At 68.0% G+C, this 16,027-nt stretch carries 21 protein-coding genes, 1 tRNA gene, 1 pseudogene and 1 riboswitch; of the genes and pseudogenes, 12 read left to right on the top strand and 11 right to left on the bottom strand.

The genetic code is table 11. From position 1 onward, the window contains the following. Positions 1-63 precede the first annotated feature (63 nt). Positions 64-225, bottom strand: a pseudogene (locus Q8Q88_RS04315) (multiprotein-bridging factor 1 family protein); the annotation flags it as partial. Positions 226-314: 89 nt separating this feature from the next. On the opposite strand from Q8Q88_RS04315, the gene Q8Q88_RS04310 reads away from it, so the two are divergent. Beyond that, the gene (locus Q8Q88_RS04310) at positions 315-932 is read left to right on the top strand and encodes a type IV toxin-antitoxin system AbiEi family antitoxin domain-containing protein (RefSeq protein WP_305673968.1); all 618 of its coding nucleotides are present in this window, start codon (positions 315-317) and stop codon (positions 930-932) included. Continuing rightward, a complete protein-coding gene (locus tag Q8Q88_RS04305) occupies positions 929-1,918 on the top strand; it encodes a nucleotidyl transferase AbiEii/AbiGii toxin family protein (RefSeq protein WP_305673967.1) in 990 nt (329 codons plus the stop codon). The genes Q8Q88_RS04310 and Q8Q88_RS04305 overlap by 4 nt, the downstream gene beginning before the upstream one ends. A 37-nt stretch (positions 1,919-1,955) precedes the next feature. Here Q8Q88_RS04305 and Q8Q88_RS04300 read toward each other — a convergent pair. The 3 genes from Q8Q88_RS04300 to Q8Q88_RS04290 all read right to left on the bottom strand — a co-directional run bounded on the left by Q8Q88_RS04300 (position 1,956) and on the right by Q8Q88_RS04290 (position 4,372). Further along, positions 1,956-2,040 (bottom strand) — tRNA-Leu (locus Q8Q88_RS04300). Positions 2,041-2,171: 131 nt separating this feature from the next. Further along, positions 2,172-3,491 carry a site-specific integrase gene (locus Q8Q88_RS04295; RefSeq protein WP_305673966.1) on the bottom strand — a complete coding sequence of 440 codons (1,320 nt, stop codon included), beginning with the start codon at positions 3,489-3,491 and terminating at the stop codon, positions 2,172-2,174. Between the two features lie 509 nt (positions 3,492-4,000). Next, on the bottom strand, positions 4,001-4,372 hold the full coding sequence (locus Q8Q88_RS04290; RefSeq protein WP_305673965.1) for a YciI family protein: 372 nt from the start codon (positions 4,370-4,372) through the stop codon (positions 4,001-4,003). Positions 4,373-4,499: 127 nt separating this feature from the next. On the opposite strand from Q8Q88_RS04290, the gene Q8Q88_RS04285 reads away from it, so the two are divergent. Further along, a complete protein-coding gene (locus tag Q8Q88_RS04285) occupies positions 4,500-5,216 on the top strand; it encodes a dienelactone hydrolase family protein (RefSeq protein WP_305673964.1) in 717 nt (238 codons plus the stop codon). Here the strand turns inward: Q8Q88_RS04285 and Q8Q88_RS04280 are convergent, their stop codons facing one another. Beyond that, complete coding sequence (locus tag Q8Q88_RS04280; protein WP_305673963.1) at positions 5,217-5,702, bottom strand: cytochrome P460 family protein; 486 nt, start codon at positions 5,700-5,702, stop codon at positions 5,217-5,219. Between the two features lie 87 nt (positions 5,703-5,789). Continuing rightward, a complete protein-coding gene (locus tag Q8Q88_RS04275; RefSeq protein ID WP_305673962.1) occupies positions 5,790-6,548 on the bottom strand; it encodes an AraC family transcriptional regulator in 759 nt (252 codons plus the stop codon). Between the two features lie 87 nt (positions 6,549-6,635). Here Q8Q88_RS04275 and Q8Q88_RS04270 point away from each other — a divergent pair, with 87 nt between their 5' ends. Next, complete coding sequence (locus Q8Q88_RS04270) at positions 6,636-7,013, top strand: DUF4345 family protein (protein WP_305673961.1); 378 nt, start codon at positions 6,636-6,638, stop codon at positions 7,011-7,013. After that, positions 7,010-7,489 (top strand): nuclear transport factor 2 family protein, encoded by a 480-nt coding sequence (locus Q8Q88_RS04265; protein ID WP_305673960.1) that lies wholly within the window; start codon positions 7,010-7,012, stop codon positions 7,487-7,489. The genes Q8Q88_RS04270 and Q8Q88_RS04265 overlap by 4 nt, the downstream gene beginning before the upstream one ends. A 177-nt stretch (positions 7,490-7,666) precedes the next feature. On the opposite strand, the gene Q8Q88_RS04260 is transcribed toward Q8Q88_RS04265, so the two are convergent. After that, on the bottom strand, positions 7,667-8,062 hold the full coding sequence (locus Q8Q88_RS04260; protein WP_305673959.1) for an MAPEG family protein: 396 nt from the start codon (positions 8,060-8,062) through the stop codon (positions 7,667-7,669). A 153-nt stretch (positions 8,063-8,215) separates the two neighbouring features. Between Q8Q88_RS04260 and Q8Q88_RS04255 the strand changes: the two genes are divergently transcribed. The 5 genes from Q8Q88_RS04255 (at position 8,216) to Q8Q88_RS04235 (ending at position 11,653) form a co-directional block, all read left to right on the top strand. Then, entirely contained in the window at positions 8,216-8,650 is a 435-nt protein-coding gene (locus Q8Q88_RS04255; RefSeq protein WP_305673958.1) for a PaaI family thioesterase, read from the top strand. 71 nt (positions 8,651-8,721) lie between these two features. Next, a complete protein-coding gene (locus tag Q8Q88_RS04250) occupies positions 8,722-9,624 on the top strand; it encodes a DMT family transporter (protein ID WP_305673957.1) in 903 nt (300 codons plus the stop codon). Between the two features lie 162 nt (positions 9,625-9,786). Next, a complete protein-coding gene (locus Q8Q88_RS04245) occupies positions 9,787-10,344 on the top strand; it encodes a tetratricopeptide repeat protein (RefSeq protein ID WP_305673956.1) in 558 nt (185 codons plus the stop codon). 33 nt (positions 10,345-10,377) lie between these two features. After that, positions 10,378-10,728 carry a hypothetical protein gene (locus Q8Q88_RS04240; protein ID WP_305673955.1) on the top strand — a complete coding sequence of 117 codons (351 nt, stop codon included), beginning with the start codon at positions 10,378-10,380 and terminating at the stop codon, positions 10,726-10,728. Between the two features lie 73 nt (positions 10,729-10,801). Beyond that, complete coding sequence (locus tag Q8Q88_RS04235) at positions 10,802-11,653, top strand: neutral zinc metallopeptidase (protein WP_305673954.1); 852 nt, start codon at positions 10,802-10,804, stop codon at positions 11,651-11,653. Here the strand turns inward: Q8Q88_RS04235 and Q8Q88_RS04230 are convergent. The 3 genes from Q8Q88_RS04230 to Q8Q88_RS04220 form a co-directional block, all read right to left on the bottom strand. Next, positions 11,650-12,342, bottom strand: a complete 693-nt coding sequence (locus Q8Q88_RS04230; RefSeq protein ID WP_305673953.1) for an aspartate/glutamate racemase family protein — start codon at positions 12,340-12,342, stop codon at positions 11,650-11,652. The two genes, Q8Q88_RS04235 and Q8Q88_RS04230, sit on opposite strands and share 4 nt — an antisense overlap. Further along, positions 12,339-12,467: a hypothetical protein gene (locus Q8Q88_RS04225; RefSeq protein WP_305673952.1), complete on the bottom strand. Its 129-nt coding sequence runs from the start codon at positions 12,465-12,467 to the stop codon at positions 12,339-12,341. The genes Q8Q88_RS04230 and Q8Q88_RS04225 overlap by 4 nt, the downstream gene beginning before the upstream one ends. A 65-nt stretch (positions 12,468-12,532) precedes the next feature. After that, a complete protein-coding gene (locus Q8Q88_RS04220) occupies positions 12,533-12,928 on the bottom strand; it encodes a hypothetical protein (protein ID WP_305673951.1) in 396 nt (131 codons plus the stop codon). Between the two features lie 83 nt (positions 12,929-13,011). Continuing rightward, positions 13,012-13,120, top strand: a riboswitch (TPP riboswitch). A gap of 38 nt (positions 13,121-13,158) precedes the next feature. Here Q8Q88_RS04220 and thiC point away from each other — a divergent pair. After that, positions 13,159-14,991 (top strand): phosphomethylpyrimidine synthase ThiC, encoded by a 1,833-nt coding sequence (thiC, locus tag Q8Q88_RS04215; RefSeq protein WP_305673950.1) that lies wholly within the window; start codon positions 13,159-13,161, stop codon positions 14,989-14,991. Positions 14,992-15,064: 73 nt separating this feature from the next. Further along, entirely contained in the window at positions 15,065-15,805 is a 741-nt protein-coding gene (locus tag Q8Q88_RS04210) for a pentapeptide repeat-containing protein (protein WP_305673949.1), read from the top strand. Here Q8Q88_RS04210 and Q8Q88_RS04205 read toward each other — a convergent pair whose 3' ends face one another. Then, positions 15,806-16,018, bottom strand: coding sequence for a hypothetical protein (locus Q8Q88_RS04205; RefSeq protein WP_305673948.1), 213 nt, complete (start codon positions 16,016-16,018; stop codon positions 15,806-15,808). Between the last annotated feature and the right edge of the window lie 9 nt (positions 16,019-16,027).

Below are 16,027 nucleotides of genomic sequence, written 5' to 3'. Positions count from 1 at the left end.
CACGGCCCCAGTCGGCAGGAAGCGAACGCCGGCCGCCTCCAGGGCTCCGCGGATGGCCTGGGCGTTGTTTGCCACCGGGGTGCGCGAACCGCGCTCGAAGTCGGCTACAGTCGAGGTCGCGACCTTTGCGGCCTTGGCCAGGTCCTGTTGCGACCACGCCAGCAGGGCGCGCGCCGCGCGTATATGCTTCGGGGTCAGTTCAGCAGGTGCGCTTGCGTTACTCATGTCATAGGAAATATATGACATCAGTTGAGATTTCCCAACCCGTACCTTTCGTCGACAAATTAGGATTTTTGCCGACAATAGATAACATCATGGCCGAACGTCATATGACTCATCGCGAACGCGCCCTCAGCCTGACCCGGGCTCGCGGAATTGCGCGCGCGCGAGACTTCAAGGCCGCCGGTATCCCCCTCGTCTATCTGAAGCGCCTGACCGAGACCGGCCAGCTGGTCCGCCTCAGCCGGGGCCTCTACCAGGAACCTGAACACGTGGGCGAGCACACCGCCCACGACCTGGCGGAGGCAGCCCGGCTCGTTCCCGGCGGCGTCGTCAGCCTGATCAGCGCCCTGCATCATCACGAGCTAACCACCCAACTGCCGCACGCCGTCTGGATGACCATCCCGCACAAGGCCCGGACGCCGAAAGTGCAAGGCCTCAAACTCGAGATCGTCCGCGCCACCGGCGAGGTCATGACGGCCGGCATCGAACATGTCGAAGTAGAGGGCGTCCTGGTCCCCATCTATGGTGCAGCCAAAACCGTGGCCGACTGCTTCAAACACCGCCGGCATGTCGGCGAGGACGTCGCCGTCGAGGCCCTACGCGACGCCCTACGCCAGCGGAAGACTACCCCCAGCGAACTGATGATCTATGCGGCCATCGACCGTGTCTCCGACCGGATGGAACCTTACATCAAGGCCATGCAGTCATGACCAAGGTCGTCACCGATCCCGCCGCGTCGATCAGGGCGCGACTCCTGAACCACGCTAGGCAGCATGGCGATGACTACAACCGCATCCTGACGCGCTATGCGATCGAGCGGCTGCTCTATCGCCTGAGCCTGACCGACGCGACCGAGCGCTACGTGCTCAAGGGCGCCATGCTGTTCGTGACCTGGCCCGAGCACGTCTTCCGGCCGACCGGCGACCTTGACCTGCTCGGCGAAGGCAATCCGGATTCCGCCGCCCTGACCGAACTCTTCACGCGCATCATGCAGGTCGAGGTCAAGGACGACGGCATCGTCTTCGACCCCGCATCGCTCAAGGTCGAACCGGTGCGGGAGGCCGACAAGTACCAAGGCGCCCGTCTGGCGATGAACGCCACCCTGGCCGGCGCGAAGATCCGCGTCCTAGTCGACATCGGCTTCGGCGACCACGTCTACCCGGCGCCCAAGCGCCAGAGCTTCCCCGGCCTCCTGCCGGATATGCCGGCCGCCAACATCCTGATGTATCCCCCGGAAACCGTAGTGGCGGAGAAGTTCCAGGCGATGGTCGCCCTCGGCGAGGCCAACACTCGAATCAAGGACTTCCACGATATCTGGGTCACCACCCGCACCTTCCGATTCGACCTGGCGAGCGTGGTCGAGGCGGTCGGTGGAACCCTTCGCCGCCGCGAGACTGCTATTCCGACACAGATGCCACTGGGCTTGACGGACGCTTTCGCCGCCATCGCCGAGCGTGACCTTTGGTCAGGTTTCCTGCGCCGAACCCCGCCGGCTCTGGAGCCGCCGCCCTTTCCACAGTTGCAGGCCGAGCTGCGCAATTTCTTCGGCCCGATCATCGCCGGCTTGGGCGTGCCGGAAGGCGCCCGGGGGACCTGGGACCCAGATGGCGGCACCTGGCGTGACCCTAGTCGCCCGCCTAAGCCGCGCGTCTTGCGATCAAATCGTCAAGCGCTCATAGGGAAGGGTGTCGCGTGAGGCGACTAATCGGATGAGCCTGAACGTAGCGTTCGGCTGGTGCGGGCGGTCGGGCTCGAACCGACACTCCTCTCGGAACTGGATTTTGAATCCAGCGCGTCTACCAATTCCACCACGCCCGCGCGCCTCTGGAGACCGGCGTCGTCTAGCAGGCGCGAAGGCGGAATTCCAGACCATGAAGCGGTCTCGTTCTCGTCGAGGCTAGGAGGAAGAGCAGGGCGCTTTCCCCGTCCATTTTACGGTCGCCATCGGATCAGCGCGCCGTGGCGAAGGCCTTGTGATCCAGGTCCATGGGGGCGTTCGCCCCGGAGGACCCCTTGGCGTTCGCCGGGGTCCTTTTCGCGGAAGGTCCCTTCCGCGGAATAGCCGCTTTGCGCACGTTGATGGCGCCGGCGTCCAGGGTGTTCTTGATGTGGGCCGCGTAGAATTTCTCGATCATCTCGACGCTGGTGCGGCAGTTCTTGGCGATCTGGTAGATGTCGGCGCCTTCCATCAACCGCATGCAGATGTAGGTGTGGCGCAGGCTGTAGGCGGTCCGCAGATTCCCATCCCGGTCCCGTTTCAGCCCGGCCTCTTCCAGAACCGAGTTGAGAAGCTCGCGCTGCACCTTGCCGAACACCAGGTCGGTCGGCCGCGGGTCGTTGCGCTTGCGCATGCGCTGGATCGGCAGCACCGCGCCCGGCCTGCTCTTGCAGTAGCCGACGCCACGCTTGCCGCGGACCTCGATCTCGAGGATCCGCTCGCCGGTCGCCTCGTCCACGACCGTGTCGATGTCTCGGTACTGGAGCTGCGAGGCCTCGTCGGGTCGAAGCCCGGTGTTTACCATGAAGAGCACGTAGTCATGGAGCTGCTCGCACTCGCCGCGCCAGCGCTCGCGCTTGGGCGCCTTGGCCCGGTCCCGGGTGGCTTCGTAGAGGCGCTTATATTCGTCGGGCGAGAGCCAGGCGCGGTGCGAGATCTTCCCGGAGCCCTTGTAGGGCGCCGACATGTCGGGGAGGGCGTCGATCCATCCCTGCCGGTTGGCGGTCTTCAGGACCTGGCGAAGGGTCACGATCTCCTTGTTCAGCGTGCTGCGCGCCGGCCGCTTGGCGCCGGGTTCACCCGACGGGCTGGCGCGGTGAACCCGATAGGCCTGGATCTGTCCGGCGCTGACCTTGGCGACTGGCAGCTCGCCGAAGAATGGAAGGAGATGCGTCTTCAGGTGCCGAGCCTTGGAGGCGACGTGTTCCAGGTTCCGCTCGCCCAGCGTGATGACATGATACTCGGCCAGGAAGTGCTCCGCCGCCTCGCGAAAGGTTGGTCCCTTGGGCCGCCTCGGAGGCGCCGGATTGGCGTCAGGCAGGCCTGGTGAGACGCTCTCATCAGTCGTGCCACGCTGGCGCAGCCGGCGCTCGGCATGACGATCCAGGTACCACTCGCGGGCGAAGGCTTGGGCGACGGCGAGATTGTCTGAGCGGGTGGAGGTCCGATAATTGCGCCCGTCGATGAAGACGGCGCACTGCCAGAAGCGACTGTTGGCGCGCCGATAGACGTGCAGTCGACCATCCATCAAGGTGAGTTTCTGATCAGGCATGCTCGCGACCCAAGCGCTTAAGCCAATCCAACATCCCCTATAGGTTGCAGCCTAGCCGATCGGATTCCGCGGCTCAAGGGTCCAGATCAGGCGATCACGGCCGCCACGGATCGCACACCAATGACGCTCGGCCTACTAGCCGCATTTTCGTTTATGTGGAAGAAGGTGTGTAAGAGCTAAGAAATTGAAAACATGATGTATTGTTGCGACATGATTCTAGTTTTCCGGACTTTTTCCGGAATTTCGGACAAAGAACGCGGCTAGACCTTGGAATCGACGACGCGTGGATCGCCAATTCGACCAACTGTGCAACAGCTGTGCAAGCGCTGCATTTGCGCTAAGTATTTGATTTTATTGCGGAAAATCTGGACGTTTTGGCTTTTGAGTCCGGCGCGTCTACCAGTTCCACCACGCCCGCGCGTCGTTTCGGCGACGAGGGTCCGTCTAGCAGGCGATGGCGCGGAGTTCCAGACCGCGCCGGCCGCCTCCGGGGCCAGTTGACGCCGGGCTCAGGTTTCGGCCAGCGCCATTCCGGGAATGTAGAGCGAGATGGGCCGGATCTCGTAGGCCCCGCCGGGGTTGGCGACGGCCAGCTGGCGCGCGGCGTCCAGCGCCTCGTCCTTGTCGGCCACATCGAGGATGTAGAAGCCCAGCAGGGCTTCCTTGGTCTCGGCATAGGGGCCGTCGATCACGTAGTGCGGCTCCTCGTTCTTCATCAGGGTGGTGGCGGCCTTGGTGGGGTTCAGCCGGATGGCGGGGCCGAGCTTGCCATCGAGGGCGTCATGGACCACTCGCAGGCGCGCCATGACGGCGTCGTCCTGTTCCTGGGTCCAGGAGCCGACCATCTGTTCGGAGTTGTAGCAAAGGATGGCGTAGAGCATCGGGGGAGCGCTCCTGTCTGGGGTTGCGCTAACGAAACCGGCCTTGCGCCGGGATGCAACCCCAAGCGTGACAGCCGAGGCCGCCGTCCGGCGCAGTTCGGGCGGCTGGGACCGACGGAGGGACGACATGGACATGCAGGCGATCACCTACGAGTTCGGCGGCAAGAGCTTCACCGGCTACCTGGCGGACGGTTCGCGCGGCAAGCCGACGGCCGGGGTGCTGGTGGCCCACGAGGGCGGTGGCATGACCGGCCATCCCAAGCAGCGCGCCGAGATGCTGGCCGAGCTGGGCTATGTGGCCTTCGCCATGGACACCTTCGGCTATCCCATCGAGAGCCGGGAGCAGGCCATGGCCACCATCACCGGCCTGATGGGCGACCTGCCGACCCTGCAGGGCCGGGCGCGCGCGGCGCTTGAGGTGCTGCGGGCCCAGCCGAACGTTGACCCGGTGCGGACGGCGGCTATCGGTTTCTGCTTCGGGGGCACCACGGTGCTGGAGCTGGCGCGCAGCGGCGCCGACGTGCCCTGCGTCATCGGTTTCCACTCCGGGCTCGGCACCTCGGCCCCGGCGGCCAAGGGGGCGATCAAGGGCAAGGTCATGGTCTGCCTGGGCGCCGACGACCCGATCATCAGCGCCGCCGACCGCGAGACCTTCGTGGGCGAAATGAGCGCCGCGGGCGCCGACTGGCAAATGATGCTGCTGGGCGGGGTGGGGCATAGCTTCACGAACCGCGAGGTGGACGCCATGGGCCTGCCGGGTTTCCGCTACGACGAGGCCGCCGATCATCGGACCTGGCGCGCCATGCGGGGCCTGTTCGACGAGACTCTGGGTCCGGTCGGCTGATCAATCCTTGAAGCGGGTGAGGACCGCGTCGCGGCCCGCCTTGGCCTCGTGGCAGCCGTGGCAGCCCGGGGCCTTGTCCTGGGCGAAGGCGCGCTCGGTGCGGCTCTCGCCCAGGAACTCGGTGTAGCCCCAGCCGCCGGTGGCGGCGTAGCGCTTGCTGTCCTTGACCATGACGTCGATGAACTTGCGCCTGGTGGCGACGGTCGCGCCGCCCTTGTCCACGACCTCGAAGAGATCGAAGACGATGACAGACCCGTCCGGAAAGGCGCCCGAGGACTTGTAGCCCTCGACGGCTTTCGAGTTGGCGTAGATGTTGTGCAGGCCTTCATAGCGGTTGAAGTTGGCGTTCGAGACGCCGCTCAGCACGTGGGTCCAGCGGCGGTAGCCCTCGGGATAGGCCGGTTCCTCGACGGCGCTGGAGGCGGCTTGGCCAAGGTAGGTCATGACGGTGAGCGCGGCGAGGCCTGCGAGCAGATTGGGCTTCACGAAGACTCCGCGCGAAGGTGGTCGACAATCGCCTTTCGACCGGCGGCGGCGGCGGATCAAGCCTTGGCCGCAAATGTTCCTCCGGGATTACGCGGCGAGCCGGCCGCCGGACAGCCGCGAGGGTTCCATGCCGAACATCTCGCGAAAGGCCGCGCTGAAATGGGCCGAGCTTGAGAAGCCCGCATCGAGGGCCGCGACGGTCAGGCTCTCGCCGGCGACGATGGCCCGCATGGCCGCGCCCATGGCGATCCACAGCTTGTAGCGGCGTAGCGGCACGCCGGTGGTCGCCTTGAACAGATGGATGAACCGCGAGGTCGACAGGCCCGTCTCACGGGCCAGGGCTTCCAGCGACAGCCGGGCGGAGGGATCGGCGTGCAGCAGGTCCAGCGCCTGGCGCACACGGGGGTCTCTCGGCCGGGCGCCGGGACCCGACAGCAGGGCGTCCAGGCCGGGGCGGGCGGCGGCCCAGTCCGCCTCGCCCCGCGCCAGCCTGGCCAGGCTCTCGATCAGCTCGGCCTCACCGTCCAGGTCGAACCCGACCCTGGCTCCGGGATCGCGGACCAGCCCCTGGAGCCGCGCCAGATCGGGACTGCGGGCGTCCACATAGAGGAAGGCCATCGTCCCGGTGGTTGCCGACAGGTGATGCAAAGTGCCGGGTGGGATGAGCGCGGCGCGGCAGCGCCGGCGGCCGGCGGCCGGATCGGCGGGATCGACCGCCACGTCGAAGGGCGCTTCCAGGCCGAGCGCCAGCACGGCCACGGCGTTGCGGTGCGGCGTCAGACCGAGCGCCTGGCCGAGGAAGAGCGCGCGGGCGCCCCAGGAATAGAGTCGCGCGCTCGGCGCCATAGCCACTTCTCGAAAGCCGAAGCCGGGAAAGACGCGGCAAGCTTGGCCCATGACGCCGCATCCGGCCAGCCCCGCCTCGGAGACCCCATGCTCAAGATCCTGCTGATCGCGCCCTGCGCGGGCTTCTTCGCCTGGCTGGGGGTCATGGCCCTGCGCTTTCCCGGCGGCCTGCTGGGCGGCTACGGGATCAAGGTGTCGACGCCCGACGGGTTCAACGAGATCCGCGCCGTCTATGGCGGACTGCCGCTGGTCTGGTCGGGCCTGCTGTTCCTCAGCCTGCTACGGCCCGAGCTGCGCAATCCGGTTGCTCTGGTGGTCGGGGCCGGCTGCCTCGGCATGGTGGCGGGCCGCTTGGTCTCGGCCGGAATCGACCAGGGCCTGGGCCGATTGCCCGGGATCTTCCTGCTGATCGAGCTGGCGGTGGCCGCGGCCCTGATCGGCTCGGCCTATCTGAAGTCGGCGTGACGCCGCTCGCCCGCCGCGGCCTTCTGGCCGTCGCCCTTGCCGCCGTGGCCATACCGTCCGTCGCCGGAGACCGCCCCATGGACGCCCGCGAGACCGAGATCCGCACCACCGTCGAGCGCTATGCCCAGGCCTGGCGCGCCGGCGACCTGGCCGCCATCGCCGGCCTCTATCACGAGAGTTTCACCCTGCACTACGGCGGGACCCACGCCCTGTCCGGCGACCACGTGGGCAAGGCCGCCTCCCTGGCCACCTTGGCCGAGTTCTCGCGACGGACGGGCCGAAAGCTCAGCGGTATCGTCGCGGTGCTGTCGGGCCCCGAGCGCGGGGCGATCGTGGCGCGCGAGACCTTCCGCAAGGGCGAGGCCGTGGCGGAGCTGGAACGCGTGCTGGTCTACGCCGTGCGCGACGGCCAGTTCAGCGAATGCTGGGTCTATGACGCCGACCCGGCGCTCGTGGCGAAGTTCGTCGGGGACTGAGCTCTTAGTTTCGATGAAACAGGCAGCCTTTTTTCCTCTCACATCGCGAAGCGAATGGGGGAGGGGGACCGCGCCGCAGGCGTGGTGGAGGGGGCGGGACCGGGCTCTGAGCTTGAGGCCGCCCCCTCCACCGCTTCGCGGTCCCCCTCCCCCGTAAGCGTGGGCGGAAAAGGAGGGCTACGGCAGCAGGATCTGCGAGGCGACCATGATCAGGCCGGCCGTGCTGACCAGCCAGACCAGCGAGCGGACCTGCGGCACCCCGAAGGCGTAGAGTGGCACATAGACCACCCGGCCCCAGAAATAGACCTGCGCGCCCAGGGCGGTGATCGCATTGGCGCGGTCCGCCACGTGGGCGATCAACACCGCGCCCAGGAACAGCGGCAGGGTCTCGTAGAGGTTGTCCTGCGCCCGCCGCAGGCGCTCGGCGCGGGTGCTCAGCGGCGGCATCTCGCCGTCGCGGGGGCTGGTGTTCCACTTCAGGCCGTACTGGCTGGTCCTGGCGATATCGAAAAGCAGGACTTGCACAAAGGCCAGGACCAGGGTCCAGGCCGCCATCATCAGGTCGATCGTCATGTCGCACCGCCTCCCGTTCGGTTGTACCGGCGGGAAGGTGAACAGGGTTACGCGGCGTCAGGCGAGAGTCATGGTCCAGCTTGGGCGTGGTCGCGCGAGCCAGGCTTCGACATGCGCGGGAATCGGCGGAGCCTTGACGCCGAAGGAGCGCCCATGGTCACGACCGCCAACCACACCAGCGTCGAAAAACTGAACGACGCCAATGTCGGCAAGCTGCCCGGCCATCTGGGGCTGGAGATCACCGAGGTGGCGGAGGGCAAGGTCGTGGGGCGGCTGGCGGTGCGTGAGGACCTGGTGGCCCACACCGGCTACCTGCTGGCGGGCGCCGTGCTGTCGGTGGCTGACATCCTCTGCGCCTACGGGGTCTCGACCGCTTGGCCCGAGGGCGCGAACGGCTTCACGACCGCCGAGGTCAAGGCCAACTTCATGGGCACCCTCCGCGAGGGCGAGGCGGTCTGCACCGCCACCTTGCTCCATGGCGGGCGCACAACCCAGGTCTGGGACGCCAGGGTCGAGGACGCGGCCACCGGCAAGCTGATGGCCGCCTTCCGCTGCACGCAGATCATCCTCTATCCGCGCCGATCCTAGGCGGGGGCCGACGGGAGGGATGGCGCGACCGGGCCACGCGGACTAAGCCCCCCTGGCCGAAGGAGACCGCCTTGCCCGCCGAAGTCCCCGTCCATGCCGTTCTGCAGCGAAACGGCCTGGGCATCCTCCTGCGGGTGATCGCCATGGTCTGCATGGCGGGCCTGGCCGCCCTGGTGAAGGCCTGCGCCGAGCGTGGCGCGCCGGTGCTGGAGATCATCTTCTTCCGCAACGCCTTCGCCTTCGTTCCGGTGCTGCTCTACGTCTGGAAGACCAGCGGCTTCTCGGTGCTGAAGACCACGCGCCCGCTCGGCCACGCCGCCCGCTCGAGCGTCGGCCTGATCGGCATGGTCTGCGGCTTCACGGCGCTTTCCATGCTGCCGCTGACGGAGGCGACGGCGCTGTCGTTCGCCGCGCCCCTGTTCATGACCGCCCTGTCGGTCCCGATCCTCAAGGAGCGGGTGGGCGCGCATCGCTGGGGCGCGGTGATGGTCGGCTTCGTCGGCGTGCTGATCATGATCCGGCCCGATCCGACCCATATGGCGACCCTGGGCACGGTGTTCGGCCTGGCTGGGGCGCTGGGCGCGGCCGGGGCCATGATCGCGGTGCGCGAGATCGGCCGCACCGAGCCCGGCCCGACCATCGTCTTCTACTTCACCCTGGCCGGCATGCTGCTGGGCTTGGCGAGCCTGCCGTTCGGCGGCTGGGTGATCCCCGACACGACGACCCTGCTCATGCTGGTCTGCACCGGTCTGCTGGGCGGGACGGGACAGCTCTTCCTCACCGAGGCCCTGCGCCGCGCCCCGGTCGCGGTGGTGGCGCCCTTCGACTACACCCAGCTGGTCTGGGCCGGCGTCATCGGATTCCTGGTGTGGAACGAGCTGCCCCGCCCGGCCACCCTGGCCGGCGCCTGCGTGGTGGCGGCCAGCGGCGTCTACATCCTGTTTCGCGAGACGCGCCGGTTCCGGGTCGGCTGAGACGACGATGGTCACGCGAGAATTTCGCCTGAAAACAATACCTTGAACCCACTGGCCTAGAGAAAAGCTCGCGTTGACAGACCCCTGTTACGGGAAGACTCTGGTGTCATACAGCTGGGCCGCGCGCCCTCGGGGCAGGCCTGGCCTCACGGAGACAGCGCCATGTTCAAGGCAGTTGCGGTCGCGGGTTTGGCGGCCATAGGCTTCGCCGCGGCGGGCTCGGCCCAGGCCGCGGTGACGGTGATCGGCGGCGGCCTCGCCGAGGCCTGCTCCCAGGCGGCGATCGGCGGCGAGAAGGAAGTGAAGTTCCAGGACCTCTGCACCCTGGCCCTCGAGACGGAGTTCCTGAACGCCCGCGACCGGGCCGGCACCTATGTGAACCGCGGGGTCCTGAAGTTGCGCCGGGCGGCCTATCCCGACGCGCGCAAGGACTTCGACAAGGCGGTCAAGATCAAGCCGGACTTGGGCGAGGCCTATGTGAACCGCGGCGCGACCTATATCGGCCAGCGCGACTACGCCGCCAGCCTGCCCGACATCAACCGCGGGCTGGAGCTCGGCGTCGATGAACCCGCCAAGGCCTACTACAACCGCGCCCTGGCCTATGAGGGCCTGGAGGACGCCAAGTCGGCCTATTACGACTACCAGAAGGCCGTCGAGATCAATCCGGAGTGGGCCGCCCCCCGCGAACAGCTCACCCGCTTCAGCGTCTCCCGGCGCTAGGGAGCCCAACGGGAACGCGCGCGTTTGAAACCCATGCGCCCGCTCCTCATCGCCCTCGCGATCAGCATGGCCTCGACCTCGCCGGTCCTGGCCCAGGCCGATCCTGCCCAGGTCGCACGCGAGAACGACCTTTGGGCCCAACAGCAGCTGCTGAACCAGCGCGCCGTGGCGCTGGAGAACCAGATGAACGCCCTGGACGCCCGGCTTGGCACGGAGGTGCGGTTGCGCGAACTGCGCGACCAGGCGCGGCGGCCGGCCATCTCGGCGCCCTATGTCCCGAAGTCCGGCGCGGCCCTGGACCTGGGGCCGTTCCCCTCCATCCCGGATGAGGCCTTGGCGGCGTCCAACAAGCGCGTGCGCGAGGCCAGCCAAAACAAGCGCTGACAGGAAAGCTGACAGGCCGCATCCTCCCGGCAGGCTCACGCGTTGAGCCATCCGCAGTTCAGGAGTTTCGCGCATGCGCTGGCAGGGCGGTCGCCGCGGCGGCAATGTCGAGGATCGTCGCGGCATGGGCCCGGTGGGGGTCGGCGGCATCGGCGTCGGCGGGGTGATCCTGGCCGCCATCGGCTATTTCGTGTTCGGCATCGACCCCTCGACCACCATGGCGGTCGTCGAAGGCGTAGGCGGCCAGGCCCAGCAGGAGCAGGCGGGCGTCCGCGGCGCGCCCACCGACGAGGCCGGACAGTTCGTCGACGTGATCGAGGGCTCGACCACCGACGTCTGGACCCCGATCTTCGCCCAGAACCGCCAGAGCTACCAGCCGCCCGCAGCGATCGTGATCTACAGCCAGGCCACCGGCACCGGTTGCGGAACCGGCCAGGCGGCCATGGGGCCATTCTATTGCCCGGCCGACCGGAAGGTCTATCTGGACCTGAGCTTCTGGCAGGAGCTGGAGACCAGGTTCGGCGCGAAGGGCGAGGCGGCGCGCGCCTATGTCCTGGCCCACGAGATCGGCCATCACGTCCAGCACCTCACCGGCCAGACCGACCGCGTCGAGCGCGGCTCGCGCGGCGAGGACAGTTCGGCGGTCCGGCTGGAGTTGCAGGCCGACTGCTATGCGGGGGTCTGGGTCGCCCACGCCGCCGAGGCCTCCGGCGGCCAGGTGGCGCTGGATCCCAAGGACATCGAGGACGGGATCCGCGCGGCCTCGGCGGTGGGCGACGACACCCTGCAGCGGCAGACCCAGGGCCGGGTCATGCCCGACGCCTTCACCCACGGCACGAGCGAGCAGCGCATGCGCTGGTTCCGGACGGGCGTGCAGACCGGCGATCCGGGCGCCTGCGACACCTTCAAGGCGGCGCGGCTCTAGGTCAGCTCCGGCACGGGCTCCAGGCCGAGGCACACGGCGACGCAGCGCCTAGCCAACTCGTCGGCCGCGTCGATCAGCGGCGCGCGGACGGCGGCGGGACCTAGCACCAGCGGAACCTCGGTGCAGCCGGCGATCACCGCCTCTGCGCCGTCGGCCATCAGCTCCGCGGCCAGGAGCGCCATTTCGGCGCCGACTTGCGCCGACCGGTCGCCTGACTTGATCTGGTAGAGCAGGGCCATGAAGGCTTCCTGCCGTTCGGGCGGCAGGGTGACCAGGCCCATCCCCTGGGCGGCCAGGTACTCGCGATAGAGCTTGATGGCTGGACGCGTCCCCAGCACCCCGGCCCGATGGGCGCCGGTGTCGCGCGCCGCCGCCGCCGCCGTGCCGATCATGTCGATCAACGGCAGGCCCGAGGAACGCGAGATCAGATCCGCATGGGCGTGGGCGGTGTTGCAGGCGATGGCCAGGACGTCGGCCCCGGCCCCGTGCAGGGCGCCGGCCATCTCGGCCAGGACCGGGCCGGGTTTGGCGAAGGGGTCGTTGCGGTCGGGCACCTGGGGATTGATATCGACGATGGTGCGGATGTGGTCCTGGTCCCGCTCGGCCGGGGTCAGGGCCTGCAGCTTGGCCAGGAAATCGAGGGTGGCGGCCGGGCCCATGCCGCCGAGCACGCCCAGGACCAAGCTCATGCCAGCGCTCCCTGCATCTCGCCCTGATAGCCGAACCCGCCCTGGGCGCCGCCCGAACGGGTCAGGGCCCCCAACGGCGTCGGGAGGTGGGCGAAACGGGCGCAGGGCAGGCGGGCGAGATGCATGGGGAACTCCTCGGCCGCGTCACTAGCATGCGGCCAAGGCGCGTTGCGACTCCGCCGGGGCTAGGCTAGGGCCTGTGTTTCGGAGGCAGGGCCGCGACTTCGGCCGGGGTCAGCTTGGTGAAGCTCTTGATGATGCAGGGGCTGAGGATCGGGCCGTGCTTCACCTTCAGGTCCAGGTCGATGGGTCGGCAGATCAGGTCCGACCCGCTGCTGGGGCTCATCACCAGCGGGTCGCTGGACGACGACCCGGACAGGCAAGACCCGCTCATTTCCCAGCGATAGATCGAGCCGTCGCCGGCCTCGATGTTCAGGGTCTTGGCGTCGACCCGCTTGTGACCCCGAAGCTGGCTCATCCGGAAGCAGTCGCGCGAGGCGCCGGGCGCCGAGGGGGCCGCGGGCTGGGCGGGGGCGGAGGTGGCGACCAGGGCGGTCGCGGCGAAGACGATGAGGACGGCTTTCATGGCGGGTCTCCTGATCGCGAAGCTTGACCCCGTTTTAGGGCGAGATCGCGGCCTTTTCGAACGGCTCGATCGCGCCTATGGTCGCCTCGTCCTCGGGGGGCCGCGCATGGGCGGCTGAGAGGCGGGCGAGCCCGCGACCCGTAGAACCTGATCCGGGTCATGCCGGCGAAGGGAACGGACCTATCGTCCGGATTCCGTCGTCGCTGGCCCCCGCCAAGGGAGTTCCGCGCGTGAACATTCAGACGCCCATCAAAGACGCCATCCCCACGGGGGAACGCCCCGGCTCGCGCAAGGTCTACCAGGCGGGCGTGCTCTGGCCCGACATTCGCGTGCCGTTCCGCGAGGTGGCCGTGCACCCTTCGGCCAACGAGCCGGCCCTGACCCTCTACGACCCGTCGGGCCCCTATACCGACCCAACCGCAAAGATCGACATCGACAAGGGCCTGGACCGCACCCGCGAGCCCTGGGTGGTCTCACGCGGCGACATCGAGATCGTCGAGAACCCCCGCGAGGTGAAGCCCGAGGACAACGGCTTCGCCAAGGGCGAGCACCTGGCGCCGCAGTTCACCGCCCCGCGCCGGGTCTATCGCGCCAAGGGCGGCGCGGCGGTCACCCAGCTGGAATACGCCCGGCGCGGCATCATCACGCCGGAGATGGAATACGTCGCCATCCGCGAGAACCTGCGCCGCAAGGAGAGCGATCCCTTCATTCGCGACGGCGAGGACTTCGGCGCCTCGATCCCCGACTTCGTGACCCCGGAATTCGTCCGCGACGAGGTCGCCCGCGGTAGGGCGATCATCCCGGCCAATATCAACCACACCGAGCTTGAGCCGATGGCCATCGGCCGCAACTTCCTGGTCAAGATCAACGCCAATATCGGCAACTCCGCGGTGCTCTCCACCGTGGCCGACGAGGTGGACAAGATGGTCTGGGCCATCCGCTGGGGCGGCGACACGGTCATGGACCTGTCGACCGGCCGCAACATCCACAACATCCGCGACTGGATCATCCGCAACTCGCCCGTGCCGATCGGCACGGTGCCGATCTACCAGGCGCTGGAGAAGGTCAACGGCGTCGCCGAGGACCTGAATTGGGAGGTGTTCCGCGACACCCTGATCGAGCAGGCCGAGCAGGGGGTGGACTATTTCACCATCCACGCCGGGGTGCGGCTGGCCTATGTGCCGCTGACCGCCAAGCGGGTGACCGGCATCGTCTCCCGCGGCGGCTCGATCATGGCCAAGTGGTGCCTGTCGCACCACAGGGAGAACTTCCTCTACGAGCACTTCGAGGACATCTGCGAGATCATGCGGGCCTACGACGTGTCGTTCAGCCTGGGCGACGGCCTGCGGCCGGGCTGCATCGCCGACGCCAATGACGCGGCCCAGTTCGCCGAGCTGGAGACCCTGGGCGAGCTGACGCCCATCGCCTGGAAGCATGGCGTTCAGGTGATGATCGAGGGGCCCGGCCACGTGCCAATGCACAAGATCAAGGCCAATATGGACAAGCAGTTGGCCGTCTGCGGCGAGGCGCCGTTCTACACGCTCGGCCCACTAACCACCGACGTCGCGCCGGGCTACGATCACATCACCAGCGCCATCGGCGCGGCGATGATCGGTTGGTACGGCACCGCCATGCTCTGCTACGTGACGCCGAAGGAGCACCTGGGCCTGCCCGACCGCGAAGACGTCAAGCAAGGGGTGATCGCCTACAAGATCGCCGCCCACGCCGCCGACCTGGCCAAGGGCCATCCCACCGCCCGGGCCTGGGACGACGCACTTTCCCGCGCGCGGTTCGAGTTCCGCTGGGAGGACCAGTTCAATCTGGGCCTCGATCCGGAGACGGCGCGCGAATACCACGACGAGAGCCTGCCGAAGGAGGCCTTCAAGACCGCCCACTTCTGCTCGATGTGCGGCCCGAAGTTCTGCTCCATGAAGATCAGCCAGGAGATCCGTGACTCGGCGGCCAGGCAGAACGACGTGGCGGAAGCGGGCATGGCGGAGATGAGCGCCAAGTTCCGCGAGGCCGGCGGCGAGATCCAGGTTCCGGTGGCGCCGGCGGAGTAGGCGTCGCCTACGACCGCTTGCGACGCAGGCGTCGCCGACAGTCGATCCCCGGCGGGTGAGCGGAGGGCGGAACATGGCGCAGATCGAGGCCGGGGCGCGGCTGGTGGGGCTGGACCTCTCCGGCCACGACTTCACCGACGCCGATCTCACCGATGCGGTGTTCGAGGACTGCGCCTTCGCCGACGTCCAGTTCCAGGGGGTCTGCCTGCAAGGCGTCCGCTTCAAGGCCTGCCGTCTGATCCGCTGCCGCTTCGCCCATGCCGACCTGCGCGAGGCGGTGTTCGAGGACTGCGTCTGCGCCGATGACCAGGGCCATGTTGGCCCGCAGTTCGCCTTCTCGCGGCTGGAGGAGGCGCGGTTCGCGCGCTGCGACCTTTCCTTCGCCAAGATCGAGCGTTCGGCGCTCTACGGGATCGAGATGGAGGCCTGCAACCTGCGCGGCGCAGTGTTCCTCAAGGCGGACTTCGGCCGGGCCTTCGGGCGCAGTGTCGTCCGGTGGTCGGCGGCCCTGAAGGGCTGCAACCTGGAACTGGCCGACCTCACCGAGGTGCGGCTGCCCGACTGCGATCTCAACCGCTCAAGCTTTCGCGAGGCCCTGCTGATCGACGCCGACCTGGAGGGAGCGGACCTGCGCGAGTGCGACCTGTTCCAGGCGCTCACCGCCGGCGCCAAGCTCGCTCGCGCCGATCTGCGCGGCGCGGAGGTCAGCGGCCTTAACCTGCTGGAGCTCGCCAGCCGGGATGGCCTGAAGGTGACGGTGGACCAGCAGTACCGGCTGCTGAACGCCATGGGCGTGGACGTCCACGCGGAATAATCAGTCCTCGACGCGGACCTTGGCGGCTTCCGGCTTCCAGACGCGAACGGCGACGGCGGCGGTGATCGAGGCCAGGACAGCGGTGATCGCGCCGCACCACTGAAGCGTGTTCATACCCTCGGCGGCGAACCGCCCCACGGCGGCGCTGACGGCGAACACCAGGGCCGCGGTGCCCCACTCGGCGCCCCAACTCGAAAACAGCAGCTTCAACATGTCTTCCCT

It is taken from the genome of Phenylobacterium sp. (genome assembly GCF_030697925.1).
Classification (GTDB): Bacteria; Pseudomonadota; Alphaproteobacteria; order Caulobacterales; family Caulobacteraceae; genus Phenylobacterium.
The sequence above is the reverse complement of the archived record's forward strand: the minus strand, read 5'-3'. Positions and strand labels throughout refer to the sequence as shown.